Genomic DNA, 25,890 nt, shown 5'->3' on the forward strand with positions numbered 1-25,890 from the left:
ATATAGAAGATGCTAAAAAATTGGAATCTTTTTGGTTATAAATCTATATTTGTTACAATGGAACGTTACCCTTTTAACATGATGTGAAATAATTCTGAATAATCATTGAAACGTACCCATTTATCCGCTAAGATAGCATCAGACTCAACCATTAATGCGAAGCGAAGGGGAGATTCCGTATGAAAGTATTGTATAATGGCGATTTCATTGAAAAAAAGGATGCGCATGTTGACATTGAAGACAGAGGCTATCAATTTGGTGACGGTGTCTATGAGGTCATCCGTGTATACAATGGGACTTTGTTTACATTAAAAGAGCATACAGAGCGTTTGTTCAAGAGTGCAAAAGAAATCGGCATTCATCTTCAAGGTGCAGTATCAGATATGGAAGAAAAGTTAAAACAGCTTGTTGCCCACAACCAATTAACAGATGGCGGTGTGTATATTCAAGTTACGCGGGGCGTCGCACCTCGTAAACATCAATATGGCGACTCTCTCACTCCTCAAATCACAGCATATACGTTCCAGGTGAAAAAGCCTGTTCAAGAGCAGACAGCTGGTGCAAAGGCATTATTATCTGAGGACCTTCGCTGGTTAAGATGTGATATTAAAAGTTTAAACCTCTTATATAATGTCATGGAAAAGCAGAAAGCATCTGAAGCCGGTGCGTTTGAAGCCATACTATTGAGAGATGGTTTTGTGACCGAGGGAACCTCCTCGAATGTATATGCCGTCATTGATGGTGTGATTCGCACGCATCCATCAAATAATCTTATTTTAAATGGTATTACCCGTAGAAAGCTTCTTGAGGTATGTGAAGAAGAGGGATACCGTGTTGAAGAAACTCGGATAAGCAAAGAAGAGCTGCTCCGCGCACAGGAAATCTTTATTAGTTCGACGACGGCTGAAGTCATTCCGATTGTAGACATCGATGGCCAGCCAGTAGGGGAAGGCGTTCCAGGAGAGACGACAAAACGTGTACAGGAAGGCTTCCAGCAAAAAATTAAACATGAAAGTGAAGCATCAATTTCTTCATAAATAAAAAAGAGGCTGTAAACCAATGTTTACAGCCTCTTGTGATCCATTTATTTTACAATAAGCACAGGTATATCTGATTTTGATGATAACTTTTCACTTACACTGCCAAATAGCATTTTTTTCAATCTACTTTGGTCACGTGCTCCCATGACGATGAGGTCTGCTGATATGTCTTCAGCATATTTAATAATCGCTTCCGCTGGTTCCCCCTCAACAATGTCAATGGCAGCTTCAAACTGCTCCTCATTTAAAAGCATTCTTGCTTCTGCAACGACTTCTTCTGTATGATCTTCAAAAATCAAGGGGCTTTGCTGTTCATCATGAGGTACATATACAGGGGGTGTTTGAAGATCTGCTGTGCCGCCACCGATATAAGCTCCACCAGTCATTGGGCGAGGTGCATCAAACACCTGTCTGCTTGATTTGCTATCATAGGCGTAGGCAACGGTCAGCTCGGCATGCAAGGTTTTGGCTAAAGCGATTGCCTTTTTTAATGCTTTCTTACTGTCTTCATGTCCATCAAACGCAACGACCATCCGATCAGCTTGAAACAATGTCCTCATTCCTTTCAAAAGGAGTCTTTACACTCATGGTATACCCGTTATCAGAAAAAGATACACATGAAGGTGATGAACTTTTTGTTAGAAAATTTCATTTATTGAAAAATATTTATTGACAAAATAGTGACAGCCACTATAAGATGAAAAGGATTAAAGAGCCAAAAGGAGGAAATGTCATGTGTAACATTGGAAGAATGAAATCAAACTGCATGAATGGGTTGATTCACGTGACAATTACACCTTCATTGGTCATTGAAAAGGAACTCGTATGTTCCAATTGATTAGATGAATCAAGGCGTATGTTGCGTATTTGTCAACATGCGCCTTTTTATCATGTATGAAAGAGGCGTACCAGATAGCTGGTGGCCTCTTTTTTTGTTGTATTCATTTCGTCATACGAAATAAAGAGATGAAGATCAACAAGTAAATGAAGAGGAGTGAAAGCATGTGAATATGCCAAAAGCAAGACAAATGACCAATACCAAAAAAACGAAACAAGGTGACAGCCAGGAAAGTCTAGAAAGCGGCTAGCTTTAAAAAGGAGAGACAAACATGTTTTCAGTTTTCGCAAAATTAGGCTGGTTCTTTAAACAAGAGTGGAGGCGTTATACGATCGCCATTACGCTCCTGCTCATTGTGAATGTGCTTGAAATGCTGCCGCCAAGGTATCTTGGGCAGGCAGTTGATGATATTCGTTCAGGTCAATTTACAACATCCAGTATTGTGTTTTATGTTACCATTTTTTGCTTACTAGGTGTCGTCGTCTATACACTTACATACTTTTGGATGTACCAGTTATTTGGCGGCGCAAATGTCATGGAGCGTGTGATGCGCGGGAAACTCATGCGTCACTTACTTAAAATGACACCTACCTTCTATGAAAAGAAAAAAACCGGAAACTTAATGGCATTAGGTACAAATGATTTGAATGCTGTGGCTCTAACGACTGGTTTTGGCGTTCTGACATTGGTTGATTCCACTGCCTATATGCTAATGATCTTTTTTACGATGGGACTGACGATTAGCTGGAAATTAACCTTAATGGCGATCATCCCTATGCCGCTGATGGCGCTCTTGATTGCGTTTTATGGAAGTAAGATTCATGATCGCTTTACAGTCGCTCAAGATGCATTTGGTGATATGAACGATCGCGTCCTTGAATCAGTCGCAGGCGTCCGGGTCATCCGATCTTTTGTACAGGAGAAACAGGACGTCGAACGCTTTCGCCAAATGACCGATGACGTATTTCAAAAAAACATGCGAGTGGCAATCATCGACTCATTATTTGAGCCGACAGTGAAATTACTTGTAGGGATCAGTTACTTAATTGGAATTGGCTACGGAGCCTATCTTGTGTTCCAAAGTGATTTAACGATTGGTGAGCTTGTCGCATTTAACGTTTATCTTGGTATGATGATCTGGCCAATGTTTGCGATCGGCGAATTGATTAATATTATGCAGAGAGGAAATGCGTCGTTAGACCGGTTGAATCATACACTCAGCTACAAGCCGGATGTCACAGACGCTTCTCACACAAAAACGTTACAAGAGCCTGGGGATATTCAGTTTGATCATGTGACTTTCAGGTATCCAACGTCCTCTAAAGATAATTTAATAGATGTGTCCTTTACAGTACAAAAAGGGCAGACGATTGGGATTACAGGCAAAACAGGAAGCGGCAAAACCACTATCGTAAAACAGCTATTGCGCCAGTATCCAACGGGTGATGGTCAAATACTACTATCAGGTGTTCCAATCCAAGAGATTGAATTGGATCAGCTATTTCAATGGATCGGGTACGTACCGCAGGATCATATTCTTTTTTCAAAAAGTGTAGAAGAGAATATGCGCTTTGGTCATCGGGATGCAAAACAAGATGAATTGGCACAAGCGATCAAGGACGCTTATTTTGAAAAGGATTTACGCCTTTTGCCAGAGGGTCTCGAAACGATGGTTGGGGAAAAAGGTGTGGCACTATCAGGCGGACAAAAGCAGCGAATTTCTATCGCACGTGCCCTATTAATCGACCCTGACATTTTGATTTTGGATGACTCGCTTTCTGCGGTAGATGCAAAAACAGAAACCGCTATTTTAGAAAATTTAAGGCAAAATCGTCATGGGAAAACGACATTTATTACGACTCATCGTCTATCAGCTGTTGAGCATGCGGATCTCATACTTGTCATGGAAGAAGGCCGCATTGTCCAAAAGGGCACTCACGAAGAGCTTATTCAGCAAGATGGATGGTACAAAGAACAATTTCTGCGTCAGCAGCTGACAAATCAGCTGGAAGGAGGGGATGAGGCATGACAACAGGAAGAAGACTCCTTGCCTACGCACTCCTATATAAGAAAGTACTGTCTGTTGCCTTGATCTTTCTCATCATTGCAGTAGGTGCTGAGCTGACAGGACCTTTTATTGGGAAGAAAATGATTGATGATCATATTTTAGGTGTAGAAAAGCCGTATGTCGAGGTCAATGAAAAAACAGATAAAACCGTTTATTACCAGGGAAATAACTATATACGAAGCGATCGATTAGACAATGGGATGGAACCGGGAAAACAAATCAATGTCGTGCAAGTCGGATTCGGTTACTATTTTGTGAATGAGCCGATTCACTTTGATGGAAACCGAAAGATCTCGGGAGATCAGCTCACCATTGAAAACGGAAAAGAGCGCGAGACCTATCAAGTACAGCGTTTATCAAAAGAGGAAATTTTCTCTTTTTATCAGCCGGAAATCAGTGGTTTGGTCCAGCTTGTGTTATTTTACCTAGGGCTTCTCGTCATTGCGATTTTCTTTCAGTATGCACAGCATTATTTGCTTCAGCGGATAGCCAATCGAATTATTCAAAAAATGAGGGTAGATGTATTTGAACATATTCAAACGCTGCCTATCCGGTATTTTGATAATTTACCGGCTGGAAAGGTTGTAGCGAGGATTACCAATGATACAGAAACCATTCGTGATTTATATGTAACAGTTCTCGCTAATTTCGTAACGAGTGCGATTTACATGATTGGGATTTATATTGCCATGTTTTTATTAAATGTGAAGCTGGCACTCATTTGTTTGGTGGCGGTACCGATTATTTTCTTATGGTCGATGACCTACAGAAAGTTCGCATCAGTGTATAATCACCGTATTCGTTCCATCATTAGTGACATCAATGCGAAGCTAAATGAAGCGATTCAAGGGATGACCATCATTCAAGCGTTTCGCCATGAAAAAGTGACGAAAGAGGAATTCGATGAGCTGAACAACAATCACTTTCGTTATCAGCGAAAGATGCTTCATTTAAATTCACTTCTGTCTCATAACTTGGTAAACCTGCTTCGGAATTTAGCATATGTGGCACTCATTTGGTATTTTGGCGGTGCATCCTTAAGTGCGACGGGCATTGTGTCAATTGGTGTGCTCTATGCATTTGTCGATTATTTAAATCGATTATTTCAGCCGATTACAGGCATTGTGAATCAATTTTCGAGATTAGAATTAGCAAGGGTCTCATCCGAAAGGGTTTTCCGATTACTAGATGAGCCCGGAACAACAGTAGAAGAACCTGTTGAGAAGGAAATGGAGGGACACGTTCAGTTCCAAGATGTCACCTTTGCTTATAATGAAGGGAAAAATGTATTAAAAAACATTACGTTTGAGGCCAAAAAAGGCCAAACGGTTGCCCTTGTGGGGCATACTGGTTCTGGGAAAAGCTCGATTATGAACTTGCTTTTGCGTTTTTATGATATTCAGCAAGGAGACATTCTCATAGATGGGGAAAGCATTTATCACCAGTCACGCCAAACGCTACGTAAACAAATGGGCATTGTGCTTCAAGACCCGTATTTATTTTCTGGAACGATTGCATCCAATGTCAGCTTAGGAAATGAAGACATTAAAAGAGAAACGATTGAATCCTCATTAAAGCAAGTAGGCGCAACAGAGTTATTGAAGCACCTGCCAGAGGGATTCGATGAACCAGTCGTTGAAAAGGGAAGTACTCTTTCCTCAGGAGAACGTCAGTTAATCTCATTTGCCCGTGCACTAGCGTATGATCCAGCGATCTTAATTTTAGATGAAGCCACCGCAAACATTGACACAGAAACAGAAGCGATCATTCAGCGAGCGCTTGATGTCGTCAAAGAAGGTAGAACGACTTTTGTCATTGCTCACCGATTATCCACTATTAAGAAAGCTGATACGATTTTGGTATTAGAAAAAGGTGAAATTGTCGAGCGAGGCAGTCATGATCAACTCATGCAGCAAGAAGGGCTGTATGCGCAAATGTACGAACTGCAAAAGGGTACTGTGGCAAACAGCAGATGAATAACAAAAAAGTCGAGGATACTTATCTAGCCTCGACTTTTTTCGTTATATTAATTGCACGAGCTGCATCATTAATATGAGATGCCGACGCGTTGATGTACAAATTCCTTCGAATTTAACTGCTGATATAAAAAGTGTGCGGTATCTTCAACTGAAATTTTCTTTCCATCTATAGGGAGAAAATCTTTCTCATAGCGATATGACCGTGTCACTTCTCCATCTGGTAAATAGGTTGGACAAATAATCGTCCAATCTAGATCAGTCGATTGAAGAATTTCAAACGCTTTGGCATGCTCTTTAGCTGCTCGGGACGTAGTCCGTCTTGATTCATTTGTTTCAAAACGGTAAAGCTCAGGCTGCTGCCTTGCTTTTAAAATCCCTGCTGTACCAATTGTGATAATTCTTGATGTATTTGTTTGCTTCATGGCTTGTACGATATGCTCCATGGAAACAGATAAAGTATCATCACCATCTGTTGATAGACAGCTCACAACAATATCTGCTCCTTTGATCGTTTCAAGCACATCTTCTCGATTTCTTGAATTGCCGGTGACTTGAAACATACCCGCAAGCATTTCTTCTCGGTTTGTCCGAATCAATGAACGAACCATGTAACGATCATCTACTTGAACGAAACGAAGAAATGCTTGTCCTACACGTCCATGAGCACCGAAAAGAGCTATTTTCATCTGTTCGATCCCTCCACTACATACTATAAGTGAAAAGAACCCAAAATGGTACAACTTTTATGTGATGCTTTTTTTATAAAGGTGAAAGGACCGAATACTATGAGCATATTCACATAATAGAGAGATCCCTACAAATTGTAGAAGTTCAAAGTTCATACCGGAAATAATGTCCATGAAGATCCGCTCCTTTCTACTACATGATATGAGCTGGAAAGGGGATTGGTGAGGGATAAAAATAAAAAAAGAAGACACCTTAAGAGGTGCCTTCTATGATCCAGATATGAAATTAAGCTTTTGTTCCACCCATGTTTTGTTGAGCGTAAGATACAAGACGTTTTGTGATTTCTCCACCAACTGAACCGTTAGCACGAGCTGTTGTGTCTGCTCCAAGGTTAACGCCAAATTCAGAAGCGATTTCGTATTTCATTTGATCGATTGCTTGCGCTGCTCCAGGAACTAGTAATTGATTTGAACTATTAGAATTTGCCATGATGTGAATCTCCTTTTTGTATATGATTTGTTTTTTGGTTGGGTTTGCTGGAATCGCACCAGCCAAATGATTAAGTCATTTGCCGCTTGGCGAAACCCAATGCAGTAACTGCTTTGTACTAAGTATTATGGTGATTTTTGAAAAAAACATACGAGAAAAGAACATGGTAAATGTTGTTCAACAAATAAAAAACCATCACCCAATCATGAGTGATGGTGCTGCATATATTTCTTTAATCAGCAGAGCGAATACGAAGTTCTGTATCCGAATCAAAGAAGTGGGCCTTGTTCATATCGATAGCAAGAGGAATAGACTGTCCAGCCTGAACATCAGTACGAGAATCAACACGAGCAATAAACGATTGACCATCAAGAGAAGAGTAAAGCATCGTTTCTGCTCCCATTAATTCAGCGACTTCTACGTTGGCATCTATTTTTGTCCCTTCAGACGCTTCGATAAACACTGGTTCATCATGAAAATCTTCTGGCCTGATACCTAGAATGACATCTTTTCCGATATAACCTTGGCTACGTAATACCTTCATCTTTCCTTCTGGTACACGAATATGCGTTTTTCCAACTGCAATGGCACCGTCAGAGAGCTTTCCTGTGAAAAAGTTCATCGCGGGAGAGCCGATGAATCCACCTACGAACACATTCTCTGGGTTTTCATACACATCCTTTGGCGCTCCAACTTGCTGAATAAAACCATCTTTCATTACAACAAGGCGAGTGGCCATTGTCATAGCTTCAGTCTGATCATGGGTGACGTAGATAAATGTCGTTTGCAGACGCTGATGAAGCTTAGATATTTCAGCACGCATTTGAACGCGGAGTTTTGCATCTAAATTAGAGAGCGGTTCGTCCAAAAGAAAGACCTTTGCATCACGCACAATGGCTCTTCCAAGGGCAACACGTTGTCTTTGACCGCCAGACAGTGCCTTTGGTTTCCTGTCTAAATATTGCTCAAGTCCTAATATTTTCGCAGCATTTCGAACCCGTTCATCAATCTCTGCTTTAGGAAATTTTCTTAGCTTTAATCCAAAAGCCATATTATCGTATACATTCATATGAGGGTATAATGCATAGTTTTGGAAAACCATTGCGATATCCCGATCTTTTGGTGCTACATCATTCATCCGTTTTCCATCTAACAGAAAATCTCCTTGAGAAATCTCTTCAAGCCCTGCAATCATACGAAGGGTTGTCGATTTTCCGCATCCCGATGGCCCCACAAATACAATAAATTCTTTATCCTCTATATGTAGATTGAAGTTGTCGACTGCTGTTACCTTGTTATCGTACACTTTATAAATTTGATTGAGCATCATTTCAGCCATAGGTGATAACCTCCCTAATTCTTCGTGTGAAAGCGCTTCACTTGTAAGTAAAGTGTATAAAATGGGGAAGTGTCTGTAAATGGACAATATGCACAACATCTTATTTTTATTTTTGGGCAAGATGCTTATGTCATCGATTGTTATGAAAGATCAAGAAGGGTCATCATAAAATAAGCAGCAGATGCGTCTGGAAAATGCCGTATATCTAATCCTGTGCGCTCAATAAATTTATCGATTCGATATTGCAGGCTGTTTCGATGAACAAATAACGCTTTTGCTGCCTTGGATGCATTTAAGTTACATTGCATAAAGGTCATGAGAGTGCGGTAAACGTCCCGGTCTAAGACCGCTTCTTTAAAAGCATCTGAAATAGCCTGTGAGACAGCGGAAGCATCATATCGAATGAAAGATGGCACGCATTGATAAAATGTAGAAACCCCTGCTCTAAGATGGCCTCTCTTGATATACTTCAAAAAGAGCTGCTGCTCATTTATTAATCTCAGCTGTAAATGCTGATTTGGCAAATGCAGCTGTCCTTGTAAAAAGACTGAGTCTGTTAGGAAATCACTTGTAATGGCCAGAGACAGATCATGTAGCTGATCTAACTGACTATTGTCTGATGTAGCATTTGTTTGAATCAACATCGCTGTATCAGCGCCTGTCCATATGAAATGTGTATGTTCGAGGCTGTGAATCACAGCCTCTTTTATTTGCTGTCTTTGTTCTACTTGATGAGTCATTTTAAAATAATAGACACGGACGGGGTGCTGAACAGTTAGTGGTTTGTTATCGAAAAGATAGCTGTACCATTTTTGTTCATCCTCAGTCTGCTTTGTATAAGAGAGATCAATGGGTGTAAGAAAAGAATTGAGAAGAAGTATTTCTCTTGCTGTAAGCTCTGATTTGTCTACTCCAAATATTTCGCCATCGTCTGTTTGATACCAAAGAATTTGATGATCATTTGTAGGTGAGCTGATGATATGCTTCCCGTAAACAAGCTTTAATTTTTCTAACATGGCGAAGCTCCTTAAACAGTTTAGTCATAGACATGGAATAGCATTAATTCGTGGATTTCTTCTTTTAAGGTTGGTTCGACTTCATGGGGCGGAAGCTGGGAGCCCCATTCAATATCACCTGTTTTGTGGTAGATGCCTTCATAATGCGCACCATTGTGAAAAAAGGATATTTTCCAGCCTGGCAGTTGCGCTTTCTTAAAGAGAGGTTTCCATTGAAAATGAGAAATCATATCATCATTGCCTCCTTGCTTTTATTGATGAAACAATAAATAAACACGACAATACGGAAACAATCTTGAACTTGATTTTATTGTATCTCATCTAATGAAAAGAGCATAGGAAAAGCATTGATTTCAAAATTCCATCACTTACGAAAAATATTCAGTAGGTGTTCGCATGATCTGTCGCCGTAAGAGCTGTTTGCGACAGATAAGAAGCATAATCCATAATTCTTTTCCCGATCAGCCATTCAGAGTTTCTTAGTGAGGCATGCTGGAAAATCTCTCGGCCAGGGCGAGAATTGGCTTCAAACATCCAGATAGCTCCTGTCTGATCAATGCCTAAGTCAAAACCGATTTCACCAATATGGCCGGGTGTTTTTTCATCTATTACCTGACTAAGCGTGATGGCAGTATGAGATAGCTGTTGTAAAGTCTTCAAACGCTTCTTCTCTTCTGGAAAGACAGTATAGAGTGTTTTCACCGTTCCTCCATGTAACTGGTGAGTCGTGATTGTATGATTGCCAGAAATCTTTGCAGCTGCTGCCGTGACTGTCCAGTGACCGTACTTATTTTTATTCGTATGAACCCTGAAATCCATGGGCTGATTGTTTAATTGAAGAAGCTCAATGCCTTGTTGGGCCATAAAGTCTTGAATTCCGTGATCTCTCCGCAGCTTGTTAACGAAATGATCGATTGAATCATATGGAACAGCCCTTCCTCGATTTGAGCATACAGTGATCCCGTGATCCTTCTTCTTTACTTGGTAGATACCGTCTCCATGACTTCCGTTCGATGGTTTTAAGTATATGACCTGATGTAGATGCAGCAGTGTTTTGATCTTAATTAGAGCATCCACCGGATCTAATTGTATGGAATGTGGGAGAAAGGCCCATGTTTTTTCATCTGTTAATAATTGCTCATGAATTTCCCATTTATTAAAGAAGCCAGGGTTGAACCAAGGGATATCATAATCTTGCGTGAGTTTACGCTTTGTTTCTTGAATGAATGCCGACTGAGTAGCCTTTCTATTTGGAAGACGATCATAAATGACGGACGGCAGAGGCATCTGTTTTTTCACCCATGTTTGATGTTGGTACAACAGTCCTTCAACTAATCCTTTTTCCCAATCAATAGAATGTGTACCAAAAAGATAGGCAAAGCCAGTATGCTGCATGCAAGATTTCAGCAGTTTGATGAAAAAGTCTGATCTTGTTCCTAGGGGCTGTGCGCTTTGTTCAAAACCAGCAGTGAAAATGCCAAGCAGCGGCCCTATAAAAAGTGTATGGTCAATGTTTATTACATCAGCTTTTGATTGATAAGGAATGAGTAAATCTCGATATAGATCTTCCGACAATAAAATTTTATTTGGATGCTGATGATAGGAAACGGTGAAATCATCTACTAAATGAGATCCTAATGCAAGAGAGTGGATAGTATCCTGCTGTTTAAAATGATTGGGAAGATGAATTGTTTTTTCACTTGTAAGATGAGGGGCGATAAGGCAGCGATTTTTTTTCATCAGATACCTCCTTTTTCATCATTTGAGCATATTCGAGAATAAAGCGAATCAATTGATTTTCCTTTTCAGGATAAGCTTTTAAAAAAGCGGACCGTCCTGGCTTTGATCTTATATTTGATATGAAAAGCCTGCCTTCATTCGTATGGAGTAAGTCTACAGCGAATTCAAAACAAGGAGAGAAGGTTTTATTTATATATGCTGAAAGAGACGCCTGAATCGATGCAATATCATCTAAAAGGAGTTCTTTGATGTGCGGCTGCAGCGTGTTTAGATAATGATCAAAGCCTAACATGGGATCTGACGTTTGTGAATTGTTTAAAAGACTATTTTCTGCAGGTGATTTTATGTGAATCCCCATGCGATTCCATTGATTTTGTGAATCTTTCATTAGGAAAATCCTTATTTCATTTAATAAAGAATCTTTTTGATCACTTGTGTTAAAAAATTGAAGGAAATATCGGCCGACATACTTTTTACACCAGCGTTCAAGCTCTGATGGACGAGAAAATGTGATAACCTGCTTAGAACTGAGCTGAACAGAGAAAGTGTTTTGATCTGTTAAAAAAATGTAGTAAGTCGATGCTGCATGCTGTTGAGAGATCGGCTGCATTTTACAGTAACCGCCTTTTTTGACTACGTTAAAAAGGTCTGAGGGTTCTTTCAATAGTGAGCATGCTGGTAAATATGGCTGTAAAGAAGGCAGGAGGCGGAGCTGTTCAAATAGTTGCATTTTATTTGAAAGGCTCGTATTCAAAAAAACTGTTTTTGGGTACTTTTTTAACCATTCCATAATCGGTTTTGCTTTTTTAGATTGTGTGTCATGCTGGTAGACACATCGATCATAAATCAAGTCAGGAATCGGAAATTCTGCGTCACTGAATCCAAGGTCAATCGTATATGTTTGACCTTGTATCATATGTGACCCTGGCTTTAAATCAAGTGGTGTAAAACGAACAACCTCTAAACCAAAAGTAGGGGCAGCTTTGGCGAGTTTGCGTGTGAAGGCTTCATCATACTGCGCCGAAAGAGTTACAATACCTAATGTTGATGTCATTAAAATACACCTTCTTTTCAACTTCTTATTTTCTCATCATAAAAACGCTTTTTCATGATTTTACATAAAGCTTTCATTCCTTTATCATTACGACAGATCACTTGTTCATATGTCTTCAGAGCCTCCTTCATTTGCTTGGGGACTTGACAACAACTATAATACGTATAGATAAAACCAATAAACATCGGGTGTTTTTTGAAAGGTAGATGACGATTTTGAATATATTCACAACGTTTATCTTTATGATTGTGATAGGAGCAGTCATAGGAGCAGCGACAAACCATCTTGCAATTAAAATGCTTTTTCGACCTTATAAGCCATACTATTTATTTGGGAAACAGCTTCCATTTACACCAGGTCTCATTCCTAAAAGAAGAGATGATGTAGCCAAGCAGGTTGGTGTCTTGGTTATGGAGCATTTGCTCACTCCAGAAGGTATTCAAAAGCGATTTGAATCCTCTGAGGCAAAGCAGGAGATATTGCATACAGTCCATCGATTGATTGACAAAGGCGCTGATATGGAGATAACGTTGCTCTCTTTGTTAGAAAGGTTTGGCGTATCACATGCTGATCTCAAAGCAGATGAATGGATTCATCATTGGTCTGATCAAAAACTCGATTCACTGCTAAAAAAATATAACGAGCAAACGTTATCTGAATTACTTCCATTTGAAGTGGAAAATAAAATTTCTTCAAAAATTCCAGATGTAGCAGATTATATTTTAAAGAGGGGCATTCATTATTTTGAAAGTGAGGAAGGGAAAGCAAGGCTTGGCAATATGATTGATGATTTCTTAAAGGAACGAGGCATGCTTGGCAGTATGGTTCAAATGTTTTTAGGAAATTCAAGCTTAATTGACCGAGTACATCCTGAAATCATTAAGTTTTTAAGAAATGCAGAAACAAAGAAGCTTTTATCAGATTTACTTGTTCAAGAATGGAACAAGGTAAAACAGTTTTCTCTTCAGGAGCTAGATGATAAATGGAATGTGAAGGAGCTTGCTTATAGTGTGAAAAAGCAATTGCTTTCACACTTCTCTACAAAGCTCATATTAGACAAGCCAGTTGGAACTTATGTCAGCGCAGTAGCGGTTGATCTCAAAACACACTTTGCCCCAGTGCTTGTCGATAAGGGGATTAAAGCAGCATCAAATGCTTTAGAGGGACTGCTCGCAAAACTCAAGTTTGAAGATATCATTCGAGAGCAGATTGAACATTTTCCGCTTAAAAAAATGGAGGAGCTTGTGATTAGCATTTCCAACAATGAACTTAAAATGATCACATTTTTAGGCGGTTTTTTAGGCGGATTAATCGGTGCCATCCAAGCAATCTTTGTCACGCTCTTCTAAGAAAAATTAAAGAAATTTTGATGAATTCATTGTATATATGTGAAACGAAAGCCATAGTTTGTTATAGTGGAGTGGTGTCCGCCGATCATATCGGTGATAACGGATAGAAAGGAGACATAACATGTCTGTAAATGTTTATGATGTTGCATATGACCTTGAAAAAGCACTTCGTCATAGCGAAGAATACTCAACTCTAAAAAATCTCTATGATGAGGTAAACGCGGATGAGTCCTCTAAAAGAATGTTCGAGAACTTCCGTGATATTCAAGTAAACCTTCAACAAAAACAAATGACTGGTCAAGAGATTACACAAGAAGAAGTGGAGCAAGCTCAAAAAACAGTGGCACTTGTTCAACAGCACGATAAAATTTCTCAGTTGATGGAAGCAGAACAACGTGTGAGTGTTCTTATCGGTGAATTAAATAAAGTGATCATGAAGCCTCTTGAAGAGCTTTATGGTAATCCAGAAGAAAATTAATGAAAAGGGCGATGAACTTCGCCCTTTTTTTATTGTATATGTCCAACTGTTCAACTTTTTAAAAAAAGGTTGTCGAAGGGCATAAATTCTGCGATAATACTTATATTGAAAGTGCTTTCAAATGAGTGCTCTCAAGAGACAATTGGGTGCGTTTCACTTGGGATTTGCGGCGAATAGCCAAACGAGAGAGAAGCGCTTCTGGGAGAAACACAAAGCATAAGGGGATCTGATATAAGCAATGCTTTGGTGTGAGAATGATAAGGGGATCATGGGGAGCTTCATTACCTCATTGTGACGCATCCAAACCATACATAAAAAAAAGCCTAGGGGTAGGCTTTTTTTATTTACAAAAGATTCATATAACAAAGCTCTTTCAACTGCATGTTCTAAAGCGCCAAGCTAGGGCATATCCTCATCGTAAGTACAGTCATCAAGAAGGGGGATGCCTCAGTGTCAAAAAAGCTACTTGCACTCAATATAGATGGAACGTTACTTCGTTCCAATGGAAAAATCCATTCCGCTACAAAAGAAGCTGTGGAATATGTGAAGAAAAAAGGGGTTTACGTGACGATTGTCACCAACCGGCATTTTCGTTCCGCACAAAAAATTGCCAAGGCGTTGAAGATTCCAAGTTCAACCCTTGTGACGCATAGTGGTGCATTTATCGCGAATAAACTCGATGAGCCGCTTCATGTGAAGAAACTAACGGAAGAAAAAACATTTAACCTTGTGCAAATCCTTGAAAGCTTTGATTGTAATGTTCGCTTGCTACATGAAAAATTCTCGATTGGCAACCGGAAAAAAACTCAGTCACAGCTAATGGGAAAGACGTTGATTCATCCGTCTGATCCGATTTTCTATCCCGTGCAATTTGTTGAATCGTTAAGCGATATGCTAATGGATGAACCGGTCAGTACACCAGTAATTGAAGTATATTCGACCGCAGAGCTTCAACCTGAAATTCACAGGACCATTCAACAAGCATTTCCATCTGTCGATCTCATTAGGATCAGTGATGAGAAAATGAATATTGTGTGCAAAGGAGTTTCAAAAGAAGCGGGACTTTCTCTTTTGACCTCAGCATTAGGTTTGACTTTAGAAGATACAGTGGTCATCGGACACGGGACAGATGACATTCCGATGCTTGAATTGGCTGGCTTAGGTGTTGCGATGGGAAATGCACCTCATGCTGTCAAACGTAAAGCCGATTGGGTGACACGCTCGCATGATGAACAGGGCGTCGCTTATATGATCAAAGAATACTTTAGAATGCAGCAAAGAGAAGGTTTTTTACATCAATTCGACATCAAACGATAATCGAGACGAAGGCCCTGTCAATCTAGAAATGGCAGGGCCTTCAACTGTTCCAGTCATTGCTTTTCCTACATGAATTTTGTAAAATGAAACAAGTTTGAAGATAAAGGTGATATGATGCAAATTTTAATTAAAGGGCTGTCAGATGAACGATTTCATCGCCCGCTTGTCAATATAGCCAATTTATTTGAAGAAGAAAGTGAAGTGCTTTTTGATTCAAGTGAACTGGAAGATGGCTTAAACATGGTGTTTAGCTGGAAAGTAGAAAATGGAATGGTGGAAGCATCTGGCCATATCGTTGGATCAGACATCACCAGTCGTTTTTCGCGGGATGTGCGAGAGGGCTTGAACGATAAGGAACGTTGGAAGCAAATCAAAAACACAGTGCTGTCTGTTTATTTACACCTGCTTCAGGAGCACACAGGAATGACGCAAAAGTGGGGCATTCTCACTGGAATACGTCCTACAAAATTACTTCATAAGATGCTGAGAGAAGGTATGACAAAGGAAGACGCTCATGCGGCATTAAAGCGTGATTATTTGATTCATGATGAAAAAATCGATTTAATGCAGGACATTGTCGATCGTCAGCTTCAAGCGATTCCAGATTTGTATGATCTACAGCAGGAAGTAAGTATTTATATTGGTATTCCTTTTTGCCCGACAAAATGTGCTTACTGCACGTTCCCTGCTTATGCCATTAAAGGACAAGCTGGAAGAGTGGGAACGTTTTTGTTTGGTCTGCATTATGAGATGCAAAAAATCGGCGCGTGGTTAAAAGAGCACGGAATCAAAGTGACGACCGTTTATTTTGGCGGAGGCACGCCAACGAGCATCACAGCGGAAGAAATGGATTTGTTGTATGAAGAAATGTATCGCTCGTTCCCTGATGTGAAACATATACGGGAAGTTACTGTCGAAGCAGGGCGTCCTGATACGATTTCGCCTGATAAGCTAGAGGTGCTAAACCGCTATCATATTGACCGGATTAGTATTAATCCACAATCGTATGAGAATGAAACACTGAAAGCCATTGGCCGGCACCATAGTGTGGAAGAAACGATTGAAAAGTATCACTTATCAAGACAGTATGGCATGAATAATATTAATATGGATTTAATTATTGGTTTGCCGGGAGAAGGGCTAAAGGAATTCCAGCATTCCTTGCAGCAGACAGAAGAACTAAAGCCTGAATCTTTAACCGTGCATACGCTCTCCTTTAAAAGAGCATCTGAGATGACGCGCAATAAGGATAAATATCAAGTCGCAGATCGGGAAGAAATCACACGTATGATGGATGAAGCGGTCGCATGGACGAAAGCGCATGACTATCACCCCTATTATTTATATAGACAGAAAAACATCTTAGGGAATCTTGAAAATGTCGGGTACTCATTAGATGGACAGGAAAGTTTGTATAATATCATCATTATGGAGGAAGTTCAGACGATTATAGGAATTGGATGCGGCGCTGCCAGTAAATTCATTGATCCACGTTCAGGAAAAATCACGCAGTATGCCAATCCAAAAGATCCAAAATCGTATAATGACCGCTATGAACACTATACCGAAGAGAAAATTCAATTTCTTGAGTCATTATTTGTTCCTCACAAGTAAACACTGCGGTGACGCAGTGTTTTTTTCATTTGTAAAAGGGTATATAAGTGATAAAAAGTTAAAGCAGGTGTACATATGATTGATGTGATTGGAATTGGGATTGGGCCTGCCAATTTAGGTTTGGCCGCTTTATTAGAGGAGTATGAGGGTGTCTCAAGCTGTTTTTTTGAACAGGAGACCGAGTTTGCCTGGCATCCCGGTATGCTGATCAAAGGAACGGATTTGCAAGTATCCTTTTTAGCTGATCTTGTGACGATGGCGAATCCAAGGAGCAGATATACATTTTTAAATTATTTACATGAATCAAACAGACTTCACCGGTTCTATACGTTTGAACAGTTTGACATCCCGCGGAGAGAATTTAATGAGTATTTATCATGGGTTGCAGGTGAATTAGATAGCTGTCAATTTGGGATGAAGGTGGAAGAAGTGAAGGACTGTCAAGACGGTTATCTTGTGAAAGTCCGGCGATTGAAAGATGGATCGCTTTCTGAGTATCGGGCAAAGCATGTTGTGCTTGGAACAGGGAGTAAACCAATGATTCCAGTCGATGTGCCTGATGCTGCACTGCCATACGTGACCCATAGCAGCCGTTATTTAGATCAGCAAAAAGAGCTTCATGAAGCTGAGTCAGTGACGGTCATTGGCTCTGGACAGAGCGCAGCCGAAATCTTCTTAGATCTGCTTCAGCATCAAAAGAAAGGGCAAAAGCTTTCTTGGTTTACACGTTCTAGTGAATTTAGAGAGCTGGAGACAGCAGAGCTTGGCCAAGAGTTATTTACACCAAAGTATGTCGAATATTTTCATTCGCTTCCTTATGAAGAACGAATGAATACATTGCCTAGACTGACTGGATTAAGAAATGGGATAGATGCATCGACGCTTTCGCGCATTTATCAGGAATTGTATCATCGTTCTGTTTCAGGTGATGAACCATCTGTGATCATTCAGCCAATGACCGAGCTCGAAGCGATTCAGATGGAAGAAAATCAGCGCTTGGAGCTGCACCTAAAGCAGTGGCAGTTAAAAAAAGAGAAGACAATCACAGCAGATCGAGCCGTGTTGGCTACAGGATACACACCGAATATTCCAGAATGGTTTCATGCGTACGAACCTTTAATTGAATGGGAAAGTGAAGAGCATTTTAAAGTGACAGAAGACTTCAGGCTTGTGTTTAAAGACAAGCGCCCGCATCATTTCTTTACATTCACGCATCTTGATCACTCTCATGGTACAGCGGCGACCAATTTAAAGCTATCCATCTACCGCAACCAAAAAGTGATCCAAACCATACGAGGGGTCAAGGAAGCGCCAGTCAAGCAAGAAACAGCCTTTCAGCAATTTGAATAAAATATAAAAAAGGGCTAAAATCAGATCATTTAGCCCTTTTTCATTAGATCGTTGTTTCCTTTTTCACTTTTGGTTTTTCTGTTTTCCATTTGAAGATGGTGTTTAGAATTTGATAAATTCGCTTAGATTCCTTCGTCACAAGCGGTCCTAAAATCGCAAGGATTAAGACGTACAATGCAGCAAATGGCTTCAAGGTAGCAGCAAGTCCGCCTGCGATACCGAGCTCGGCTACAATGATAGAAAATTCCCCTCGTGATACGATGGTTAATCCAATATTAGAAGAGGCTTTATGAGAAAATCCAGCTCTTCTTCCAGCGAACATCCCAGCAGTGAAGTTCCCAATGAGGGTGAGAATCACAGCGCCGATCGCAAGCCAGAATGCATCACCTAATGTAAATGGATCGATGCTGAGACCGAAGCTGAAGAAGAACATGGCCCCGAAGAAATCTCTAAATGGAACCACGAGATGTTCAATGCGGTCAGAGTGCTCAGTTTCTGAGAAAACAAGACCAAGTAAGAGCGCTCCAATGGCCTCTGCTACATGGATCGTCTCTGAGAAACCAGCGACAAAGAATAAAGCCGCAAAAATCACAATGATGAACACTTCGTTTGAACGGATATCGAACAGCTTGTTTAACAGTTTTGGCAGCTTACGTGCGATGATAAAGAAAAGCATCATATAACCAAAAGCAATGAAGATAGATAATAAGGCACCGCCAACAGTTGTGGCATCACCAAGAACAAGACCCGATACGACGGATAAATAAACAGCGAGGAAAATATCCTCAAACATAATAATACCAAGGATTAACTCTGTTTCAGGATTGGCTGTCCGTTTCAAATCAACAAGGACTTTGGCGACAATGGCACTGGATGAAATCGTGATGACTCCAGCCATAATGAGAACCTCGAGGAGTCCAAATCCTGTGATAAAACCGTATAGCAGTCCTAAGCTGAAGTTAATTAAAATATAAATAGATCCCCCGACAGCAATGGATTTTCCCGATTTAATAAGCTTTCCAACAGAAAACTCCAGTCCAAGATAGAATAGAAGAAACAGGACACCCATTCTGCCAAAAAACGAAATGATTTCGGAGCTTTCGATGAATTTTAGATCTATGATCCCGATGGTTGGAGCATGCGGCCCAACGATCATACCGAGCACAATAAGGAAAGGGATGATTGAGAATTTCATTTTATTGGCGATTAAGCTGGCGATGGCGATTAGAATCAGCGCCGTCCCAACCTCAAAGACTAAATGATCCATTCATCACTCTCCCCCTCTAGAAAGAAAATCACGTATCAATCGCTTTAAGTGTTTTCTTTCGCCTGAAATGACGATCGTATCATTTGCTTCAATAATCGAATCGGCACCAGGGTTGAGTAATTTTTCATTTGTATGTTTAATGATTGCAATGACGGTGACTTCATAGTTTTGTCTCACATCTAAATCACCGAGTGTATGCCCGACCGCTTTTGCGTTTTTTTCGACCTTAAACCATTCAATGATCAAGTCACTAAAGGCCATTTCGATGGTTTCGAGTGCCTGCGGTTTATACACCATCCCGCCGATAATTGCAGCAATTTGCCGTGATTCAGCATCATCTAAAGAAATGGTGGACAGTACTTCTTCTGGATCATCATCGTCAAAACGATAGATCTCCCGCCTGCCATCATCATGAATCACAATCGTCATCTTTTCTCTATTTCTCGTTTCAATTTCAAATTTCTTTCCGATCCCAGGAAGATCATTTTCTTTAATATTCATTTTATCCCTCCGAATATGATAGGTTGTGTGTTTCATATAGTGAATACGGATGAAATAAAATGAATCAGTAGAGATAATTAGATTGACACATAATAGGGATCGCACACTTCATTTCCAAAAAACATAGATCAATGGATGACGCAGTTGATGAAACAGGATGTAGAAGAAAACCATTTGAATCAGCCAGTGATAATCTGTCCTTTAACAGAATAGAGGTGGCATGTTTTTTTGAAAATGGAGGTGTCTTCACTGCATGTATTTCTTCATCATAGAAGGATGGAGAAATAAGGCTGTGTGTGCTCGCTTCTGCCTGTGAAGCAAAAACGACATTTGAAAAAGGAGAAAACATGACGATGAAGCTAACCAATATGAGCATGGAACACCTTATCAAACATCCTCCCCCTTTCAAAATCTTTTTTCTTTCCTATTTAACTATATAAAAATATATTTCTCGTTTCAATAATTATGCTCATTTTAGTGTCAATTGATCCTGAAATTTTCTGTTCGGAGGAAAAGGAATTACTCGTGTGGGAATGGAAGTAAGTCTTGAGTTTTACAAGAAAAGGGGGATGGATGATGACATATATCAATTGTCAGTTAGACGGGGATGTTTTTGAAATCGTTTTCAATAGGCCTGATGCTTATAATTCATTCCATGTGGACATGTTTGCTGAATTTAAGGAGGCATGTGATGCAGCAGAGGAAAGTAGTGCAAAAGTGGTTGTGATCAAGGGAGTAGGAAAAGGATTTTCAGCAGGCGGAGATATTGGCATGATGGTTAAGCAGGAAAGTGAAGAAGATTTCCATCGTGTGATGGATTTGATTGAGGGGATTACACTTTCTCTAGCCGGTATGAAAAAAGTGACGATTGCCCTTGTCCACGGGTCGGCGGCAGGTCTTGCTTTTAGCTTCGCTTTAAGCTGTGACTACTTGTTTATGCATCAGGATGCAAAACTCGCCATGAATTTTAATGGAGTAGGATTAATTCCAGATGGCGGAGGGCATTTTTTTCTCACAAAAAGAGTGAGTGAACAAACTGCTAAACAATTAATTTGGAGTGGACAAAAGCTGCCGGCTGAAGAAGCGCTAAATCTACGGCTTGCAGACGGATTGTTTCAGGATGAGGTTGATACGTATCAAAAAATATGTGTGAAGCCATTTATGAATATGCCGCTACAAGCATTTATCGAGACAAAGCTAATCTATTTTCAGCAGTCAGAATCTCAGTTGCTAGCTGTTCTTCAAAAGGAGAGGGCAGCACAGGCAAGACTGAGGCAAAGTCATGATCATAAAGAAGGCATTCAGGCCTTTTTAGAGAAAAGACGACCTGTGTTTCAGAACGTTTAAACGAATGTGAGGCCGGCTGAATGCCGGCTTTTTTATCGTTCAAATAAAAGCAGCTTCCCTGCATTATCAACGAGCCGATGAGAATGCTTCGTGTATTGCTGTTCGATTAAGCGATGTCGTCCTAATTCCTTTGCTTTATCATCACTATCTGTAGTGATTTTTTCATTTAATAAAGTCTCACCCGACCGGTCAAATACCGTTAAAAAGTATGTCTTCTCCATTCCTCATCTTCCTTTCTTCTGCTTTTCTAATGTAATTAAACAAAGAATAAGGCAAAACCTCTTTTTTAGTCCTTCAAAATGTGATTTTTAGAATAGAAGCGATAGAACGTGCATTCGTAAAAATGGCATGATAAAATATGGACAATGACAGTACTGGACAAGGAGATAGACGTTTGACTAAGCTCACCTTTATTCATGCCGCAGATTTACATTTAGACAGTCCATTTGCAGGAATGTCGACTATACCTCATTCCATATTTAAGCGGCTCAAAGAAAGTACATTTCAAAGTGCGAAGAATATGTTTGATCTTGCCATTGCACGGGCAGTAGACTTTGTGCTGCTAAGCGGCGATTTATTTGATGAGTCCAATCGCAGCCTGAAAGCACAGCTGTTTTTAAGAAATCAGTTTTTAAGACTGAAAACTCAAGGGATTGACGTCTTTATTATTTATGGTAATCATGATCATTTAGGCGGTGAATGGACACCGATTGAGTGGCCTGAGAATGTGCATGTTTTTTCAAGCAGTACACCGAGGGAGCACTCCTATTATAGAGGGGCTCAGCTTGTCGCAAGTATTTATGGGTTTAGCTACAAAGAGCGGGCCGTCTATGAAAATATGACAGCTCAATACGTCAAAACAACTGATGCTTCCTACCACATTGCGATGCTTCACGGTACATTAGCCGGACAAGAAGGTCATGATGCGTATGCACCATTTCAGCTTCAACAGCTCCTTTCACGAGATTTCGATTATTGGGCGCTTGGACATATACATAAGAGAGCCCTTCTGCATGAAGATCCGTTGATTATTTATCCTGGTAACATACAGGGAAGACATATAAAGGAAACAGGAGAGAAAGGCTGTTACGTCGTTCAACTCTCCGAGGATTCTGAGACAGCAGAATTTATTAGCTGTGCGGATGTGATGTTTAAGACAATTGCAATAGACATCACGGAAACGGTTCATATGACGGATCTTGTGACACTTGTGGAAAGCAAGATCAGTGAACTAAAAGGGGATGGCGTTCCTCATTTTGTGAAAATTGAACTGACAGGTGATCCTCCTCCTTACTTTGAGCGTACACAGTTTGAGGTGCTTGAAGAGCTGCTAACTGTTCTTCATGAACAGGAAGAAGAGGATGAGGTGTTTGTTTGGGTGATGTCGATTGATTCCCGAATAAACGAGGATGTGATCTATCCAGAAGATTCTTTTTTGAAGGAACTCACTGCTGAAATTTCTCAGTTTGAGGCATATGAAGAGCTCCTATCACCGATCAAGCGCCATCCAACCTATAGGAAGTCAGGAAAAGCCCTGAATAAAGAGGATGAAGTGGATATAAAAGAAGAAGCACAAAGGCTGCTGACAGAACAGCTGAAGCAATTATGAGAAAAGGAGAGGCATAATGAAAATACGTTCACTCCATATCGCCCATTTTGGGAAATTTTCAAATCGGACGTTTCACTTTTCTGATGACGGTTTTCAGCTAGTTTACGGCCTGAATGAATCGGGGAAAACGACATTGAAGGCATTTATTGAATCGATGTTATTTGGTTTTTCGAAAAACAAGGTGTACAAGACGAAACAGGGTACTTTTTATGGCGGTTCCCTTACTTGCCACGATGATGAATTAGGCGTCATTCATATTGAGAGAACATCCGATCGAGGCGGTCAGGCACAGGTGTTTTTACAGAATGGTGAAGTGAAAGACGAAGCTTTTCTACGGACCCTTTTAAAAGGGACAGATCACAGATTATACGAATCAATTTATTCATTTGATGTGTTTGGCCTGCAAAATGTCCAAGCCTTAAATCAAGATCAAATAGGCGAATTTCTTCTTTTTTCAAGTTTATTTGGCTCAGATGCGGCGACCAAGATGGATAGTAGGCTGTTAAAGCAGCAGGAGCAGCTGTTTAAACCAAATGGGCGCAAGCCGGAATTAAATCAGCAGCTTGATCGTTTAAAAGAACTGACAGGTCAATTGAAACAAGCGAAATTGGTAGAAGGCGGCTATACCGAAAAGAAACAGGAGCAATCTGAATTATCGGAGACAATCGAAAAACTTCAGCATGAAATGAAGAACGCAGAAGGACACATTCAGAAACTGACTGAATCCATACGAGTCTATCCTATGATTGAGAAAAAAGTGGAGTTGAAAAAGGAATTAGCCCGTTATCCAGACCGTGTTAAACGATTTAGAGCAGAAACAGAGCATGAGCTGGATAAACTAGAATCACATCTTCATCCGAAAAAGGCTCAATTGACTGCACTGAAGCAGAAGTTAGATCATTTGCAAACCTCACTCATGCAAGTTCAACCGCTCTATGACAAGGATACCTTGATGGAGATGAAACGAGTTGTAGATGAAGCATCTGATGCTGAGCTTGTGAAAAAGCGCATAGCAGAGTGTCAAGCCAGCCGTGAGTCATTGAAACAAAAAATAGACGAAGCGGAAGCAAAGCTTAAATGGGAGCGCCCGATAAAGCTTGAGCACATCGACGATTCGCTTGAATTTGAGTGGGAATTAAAGGAGACTGTGACTCAATACATCCGTCTCATGGACAGAAAGGCGCAGTTAGATGAACGATTTGATCACGCAAGACATGAGCTAGACGAAGCAGAAGCCGCTCTAACAGGATTAAAGGAACAGCAAGTCAGGCAGCGCGGGGCAGAAGATGATGTGAATGGAACAAGAACGAAAGAGAAACCGAAACATTTATGGGCATGGTTATTCCGAGGCTTGATCGCATTTGATGCTGTGATTCTATTCGTTCTATTCTTAATGACAGAATGGTGGATCACGTTTTTATTTGCGGGATTTTCTGCTTTTCTCTTCTTTGTCATTTATCCATTCATCCAAATGAACCTCATGAAAAAAGGAAGCGGTGGAGGGGGCTCTGACTCCTTTCAAGTGCAAGAAGCTTCAGCTGAAACACTTATGAGGCAGAAGGAGCTTCTGTACGAAAGAATCATTCGGCAATATGAAGATTGGGAGCGAGAGCTGGAACCTGTCCAGCAGCTAATAGAGGAAAAGAAAAGACGGCTGGGCTTGTCGTCTGAGCTTTCTTTTCTTGTAGAAGCCTTCCATATCCTAAAACAATTAAAAATGAATACAGCGGCATATGAGGAGCTTCATCGCGAAATAGACGCGCTTACCGACCGGCAATCGATATATGAGCGCAGAATTTCAAAATTAAGCAGTATCCCTCAAATAAAAGAAGGAACCATTCAGGAGAATATCTCAGCCTTTCAAGAGATATTGAAAGATGAGGCGAAAAGAGAAAAAGAACGACAGACATTGCACGTATCCATTCAACATGCGATGCAGCAGCTCACGACACTAGAAGGTGAAATTCAATATTACGAAAAACAAACTGATGAGCTTTTTCGTCAAGTAGAAGCAGAGTCCAAAGAAGATTACCAGATGCTTTCTCATCTATCAAAAGAATACCGGGAACGACTTTCTGAGCTACAGCAGCTGAATCAAGAGCTTCATAGAAGCGGTTGTTTTGATGAGGAGGAATGGATTGTTCGCAAAGGACTACCTCTCCTTAAGGAGGAGTGTGCAGAAGCAAAGCAGCACCTTCATGACGTTCAATTGAATGCGGAGAATATGGAAAAGCGTTTAGCAGAACTAGCGGTGGAAATCCGGCAAATAGAAGCTTCTGGAACGGTGTCTGATTTGACTCATCAGCTTGCCACAGAGCAGGAGCATGCGAAGCACCTCGCAAAAAAATGGGCGGCGATTCAGCTTGTCCGCTCCGTCATACGTGAAAAACTGAATGAACATAAAGAAACTAGATTGCCTGCATTGCTACAAACAGCCTCTAGTTTTATTCAACCGTTAACAAATGATCGTTATGAAGCGATTTTATTTTCAGCTGAAGATGACTTGCTCATGGTGAAAAGAACGGATGGACGAATATTCCGTCCAGAGGAGCTTTCGCAGGCAACGTGTGAACAGATCTATCTGGCGATCCGTTTTGCGCTTGCTTTGTCTCATCAGCAAGATTGCCAGCTTCCGTTTATGATGGATGACAGCTTTGTTCATTTCGATCACGTTCGTCTAGGCAGAGTGCTGGAGATGATGAACGAGCTCACACGTTTTGAAACACAGCTTTTTTATTTCACCTGTCATGAGCATATAAAACAAGCAGCAGAAGATGGACAGATTACGAGTTTAGCTGTTGAATGATT

22 protein-coding genes are annotated in these 25,890 nt (G+C 40.5%); 11 read left to right on the forward strand and 11 right to left on the reverse strand.

Annotation, left to right across the window (positions count from 1 at the left end; genetic code table 11):
• Window positions 1–179 precede the first annotated feature (179 nt).
• A complete protein-coding gene (gene dat, locus C5695_RS04750; RefSeq protein WP_117729632.1) occupies window positions 180–1,037 on the forward strand; it encodes a D-amino-acid transaminase in 858 nt (285 codons plus the stop codon).
• Between the two features lie 47 nt (window positions 1,038–1,084).
• Here the strand turns inward: dat and C5695_RS04755 are convergent, their stop codons facing one another.
• Window positions 1,085–1,591, reverse strand: coding sequence for a universal stress protein (locus tag C5695_RS04755; protein ID WP_117729635.1), 507 nt, complete (start codon window positions 1,589–1,591; stop codon window positions 1,085–1,087).
• Between the two features lie 558 nt (window positions 1,592–2,149).
• Here C5695_RS04755 and C5695_RS04760 point away from each other — a divergent pair.
• Both C5695_RS04760 and C5695_RS04765 read left to right on the forward strand, forming a co-directional pair.
• Window positions 2,150–3,907, forward strand: a complete 1,758-nt coding sequence (locus C5695_RS04760; RefSeq protein WP_117729637.1) for a multidrug ABC transporter ATP-binding protein BmrC — start codon at window positions 2,150–2,152, stop codon at window positions 3,905–3,907.
• A complete protein-coding gene (locus C5695_RS04765) occupies window positions 3,904–5,922 on the forward strand; it encodes an ABC transporter ATP-binding protein (protein WP_117729639.1) in 2,019 nt (672 codons plus the stop codon). The genes C5695_RS04760 and C5695_RS04765 overlap by 4 nt, the downstream gene beginning before the upstream one ends.
• Before the next feature lie 71 nt (window positions 5,923–5,993).
• Here the strand turns inward: C5695_RS04765 and C5695_RS04770 are convergent, their stop codons facing one another.
• The 7 genes from C5695_RS04770 to C5695_RS04800 form a co-directional block, all read right to left on the reverse strand.
• Window positions 5,994–6,611 carry an NAD(P)-dependent oxidoreductase gene (locus C5695_RS04770; protein WP_117729641.1) on the reverse strand — a complete coding sequence of 206 codons (618 nt, stop codon included), beginning with the start codon at window positions 6,609–6,611 and terminating at the stop codon, window positions 5,994–5,996.
• 286 nt (window positions 6,612–6,897) lie between these two features.
• The gene (locus C5695_RS04775) at window positions 6,898–7,101 is read right to left on the reverse strand and encodes an alpha/beta-type small acid-soluble spore protein (RefSeq protein ID WP_117729643.1); all 204 of its coding nucleotides are present in this window, start codon (window positions 7,099–7,101) and stop codon (window positions 6,898–6,900) included.
• 232 nt (window positions 7,102–7,333) lie between these two features.
• Window positions 7,334–8,440, reverse strand: coding sequence for an ABC transporter ATP-binding protein (locus C5695_RS04780; protein WP_117729645.1), 1,107 nt, complete (start codon window positions 8,438–8,440; stop codon window positions 7,334–7,336).
• A 140-nt stretch (window positions 8,441–8,580) separates the two neighbouring features.
• Window positions 8,581–9,456, reverse strand: coding sequence for a helix-turn-helix domain-containing protein (locus tag C5695_RS04785; protein WP_117729648.1), 876 nt, complete (start codon window positions 9,454–9,456; stop codon window positions 8,581–8,583).
• Between the two features lie 20 nt (window positions 9,457–9,476).
• On the reverse strand, window positions 9,477–9,686 hold the full coding sequence (locus tag C5695_RS04790) for a YheE family protein (RefSeq protein ID WP_003211787.1): 210 nt from the start codon (window positions 9,684–9,686) through the stop codon (window positions 9,477–9,479).
• A gap of 151 nt (window positions 9,687–9,837) precedes the next feature.
• Entirely contained in the window at window positions 9,838–11,196 is a 1,359-nt protein-coding gene (locus C5695_RS04795; protein WP_117729649.1) for a YheC/YheD family endospore coat-associated protein, read from the reverse strand.
• Complete coding sequence (locus C5695_RS04800) at window positions 11,153–12,250, reverse strand: YheC/YheD family protein (RefSeq protein WP_117729650.1); 1,098 nt, start codon at window positions 12,248–12,250, stop codon at window positions 11,153–11,155. Before C5695_RS04800 ends, C5695_RS04795 begins: the two co-directional genes overlap by 44 nt.
• Window positions 12,251–12,465: 215 nt before the next feature.
• On the opposite strand from C5695_RS04800, the gene C5695_RS04805 reads away from it, so the two are divergent.
• The 5 genes from C5695_RS04805 (at window position 12,466) to C5695_RS04825 (ending at window position 18,358) form a co-directional block, all read left to right on the forward strand.
• Window positions 12,466–13,599, forward strand: coding sequence for a DUF445 domain-containing protein (locus tag C5695_RS04805; protein ID WP_117729651.1), 1,134 nt, complete (start codon window positions 12,466–12,468; stop codon window positions 13,597–13,599).
• A gap of 121 nt (window positions 13,600–13,720) precedes the next feature.
• Window positions 13,721–14,077 carry a YlbF/YmcA family competence regulator gene (locus tag C5695_RS04810; protein ID WP_012009440.1) on the forward strand — a complete coding sequence of 119 codons (357 nt, stop codon included), beginning with the start codon at window positions 13,721–13,723 and terminating at the stop codon, window positions 14,075–14,077.
• A gap of 450 nt (window positions 14,078–14,527) precedes the next feature.
• Window positions 14,528–15,394, forward strand: coding sequence for a Cof-type HAD-IIB family hydrolase (locus tag C5695_RS04815; RefSeq protein ID WP_117729652.1), 867 nt, complete (start codon window positions 14,528–14,530; stop codon window positions 15,392–15,394).
• Window positions 15,395–15,508: 114 nt separating this feature from the next.
• Window positions 15,509–17,008, forward strand: coding sequence for a coproporphyrinogen III oxidase (locus C5695_RS04820; RefSeq protein ID WP_117729653.1), 1,500 nt, complete (start codon window positions 15,509–15,511; stop codon window positions 17,006–17,008).
• A gap of 75 nt (window positions 17,009–17,083) precedes the next feature.
• Window positions 17,084–18,358 carry a lysine N(6)-hydroxylase/L-ornithine N(5)-oxygenase family protein gene (locus C5695_RS04825; protein WP_117729654.1) on the forward strand — a complete coding sequence of 425 codons (1,275 nt, stop codon included), beginning with the start codon at window positions 17,084–17,086 and terminating at the stop codon, window positions 18,356–18,358.
• A gap of 43 nt (window positions 18,359–18,401) precedes the next feature.
• Here the strand turns inward: C5695_RS04825 and C5695_RS04830 are convergent, their stop codons facing one another.
• Window positions 18,402–19,625 carry a cation:proton antiporter gene (locus C5695_RS04830; RefSeq protein WP_117729655.1) on the reverse strand — a complete coding sequence of 408 codons (1,224 nt, stop codon included), beginning with the start codon at window positions 19,623–19,625 and terminating at the stop codon, window positions 18,402–18,404.
• A gap of 3 nt (window positions 19,626–19,628) precedes the next feature.
• Window positions 19,629–20,126 (reverse strand): cation:proton antiporter regulatory subunit, encoded by a 498-nt coding sequence (locus tag C5695_RS04835; protein ID WP_117729656.1) that lies wholly within the window; start codon window positions 20,124–20,126, stop codon window positions 19,629–19,631.
• A gap of 576 nt (window positions 20,127–20,702) precedes the next feature.
• Between C5695_RS04835 and C5695_RS04845 the strand changes: the two genes are divergently transcribed.
• On the forward strand, window positions 20,703–21,473 hold the full coding sequence (locus C5695_RS04845) for an enoyl-CoA hydratase (protein WP_395940508.1): 771 nt from the start codon (window positions 20,703–20,705) through the stop codon (window positions 21,471–21,473).
• A gap of 32 nt (window positions 21,474–21,505) precedes the next feature.
• Here the strand turns inward: C5695_RS04845 and C5695_RS04850 are convergent, their stop codons facing one another.
• Entirely contained in the window at window positions 21,506–21,694 is a 189-nt protein-coding gene (locus tag C5695_RS04850) for a YhzD family protein (protein WP_117729658.1), read from the reverse strand.
• Between the two features lie 173 nt (window positions 21,695–21,867).
• Here C5695_RS04850 and C5695_RS04855 point away from each other — a divergent pair, with 173 nt between their 5' ends.
• Window positions 21,868–23,082 carry a metallophosphoesterase family protein gene (locus C5695_RS04855; protein WP_117729659.1) on the forward strand — a complete coding sequence of 405 codons (1,215 nt, stop codon included), beginning with the start codon at window positions 21,868–21,870 and terminating at the stop codon, window positions 23,080–23,082.
• Window positions 23,083–23,098: 16 nt separating this feature from the next.
• A complete protein-coding gene (locus C5695_RS04860; protein ID WP_117729661.1) occupies window positions 23,099–25,888 on the forward strand; it encodes an ATP-binding protein in 2,790 nt (929 codons plus the stop codon).
• Window positions 25,889–25,890 lie beyond the last annotated feature (2 nt).

This window comes from Bacillus pumilus (genome assembly GCF_003431975.1).
GTDB lineage: Bacteria > Bacillota > Bacilli > Bacillales > Bacillaceae > Bacillus > Bacillus pumilus_N.

Bases quoted from the DNA above. Each gene is read 5' to 3' on its own strand.
- dat (WP_117729632.1), top strand. From the start codon at position 180: ATGAAAGTATTGTATAATGGCGATTTCATTGAAAAAAAGGATGCGCAT.
- C5695_RS04760 (WP_117729637.1), top strand. From the start codon at position 2,150: ATGTTTTCAGTTTTCGCAAAATTAGGCTGGTTCTTTAAACAAGAGTGG.
- C5695_RS04765 (WP_117729639.1), top strand. From the start codon at position 3,904: ATGACAACAGGAAGAAGACTCCTTGCCTACGCACTCCTATATAAGAAA.
- C5695_RS04770 (WP_117729641.1), bottom strand. From the start codon at position 6,611: ATGAAAATAGCTCTTTTCGGTGCTCATGGACGTGTAGGACAAGCATTT.
- C5695_RS04775 (WP_117729643.1), bottom strand. From the start codon at position 7,101: ATGGCAAATTCTAATAGTTCAAATCAATTACTAGTTCCTGGAGCAGCG.
- C5695_RS04780 (WP_117729645.1), bottom strand. From the start codon at position 8,440: ATGGCTGAAATGATGCTCAATCAAATTTATAAAGTGTACGATAACAAG.
- C5695_RS04785 (WP_117729648.1), bottom strand. From the start codon at position 9,456: ATGTTAGAAAAATTAAAGCTTGTTTACGGGAAGCATATCATCAGCTCA.
- C5695_RS04790 (WP_003211787.1), bottom strand. From the start codon at position 9,686: ATGATTTCTCATTTTCAATGGAAACCTCTCTTTAAGAAAGCGCAACTG.
- C5695_RS04795 (WP_117729649.1), bottom strand. From the start codon at position 11,196: ATGAAAAAAAATCGCTGCCTTATCGCCCCTCATCTTACAAGTGAAAAA.
- C5695_RS04800 (WP_117729650.1), bottom strand. From the start codon at position 12,250: ATGACATCAACATTAGGTATTGTAACTCTTTCGGCGCAGTATGATGAA.
- C5695_RS04810 (WP_012009440.1), top strand. From the start codon at position 13,721: ATGTCTGTAAATGTTTATGATGTTGCATATGACCTTGAAAAAGCACTT.
- C5695_RS04820 (WP_117729653.1), top strand. From the start codon at position 15,509: ATGCAAATTTTAATTAAAGGGCTGTCAGATGAACGATTTCATCGCCCG.
- C5695_RS04825 (WP_117729654.1), top strand. From the start codon at position 17,084: ATGATTGATGTGATTGGAATTGGGATTGGGCCTGCCAATTTAGGTTTG.
- C5695_RS04830 (WP_117729655.1), bottom strand. From the start codon at position 19,625: ATGGATCATTTAGTCTTTGAGGTTGGGACGGCGCTGATTCTAATCGCC.
- C5695_RS04835 (WP_117729656.1), bottom strand. From the start codon at position 20,126: ATGAATATTAAAGAAAATGATCTTCCTGGGATCGGAAAGAAATTTGAA.
- C5695_RS04845 (WP_395940508.1), top strand. From the start codon at position 20,703: ATGACATATATCAATTGTCAGTTAGACGGGGATGTTTTTGAAATCGTT.
- C5695_RS04850 (WP_117729658.1), bottom strand. From the start codon at position 21,694: ATGGAGAAGACATACTTTTTAACGGTATTTGACCGGTCGGGTGAGACT.
- C5695_RS04860 (WP_117729661.1), top strand. From the start codon at position 23,099: ATGAAAATACGTTCACTCCATATCGCCCATTTTGGGAAATTTTCAAAT.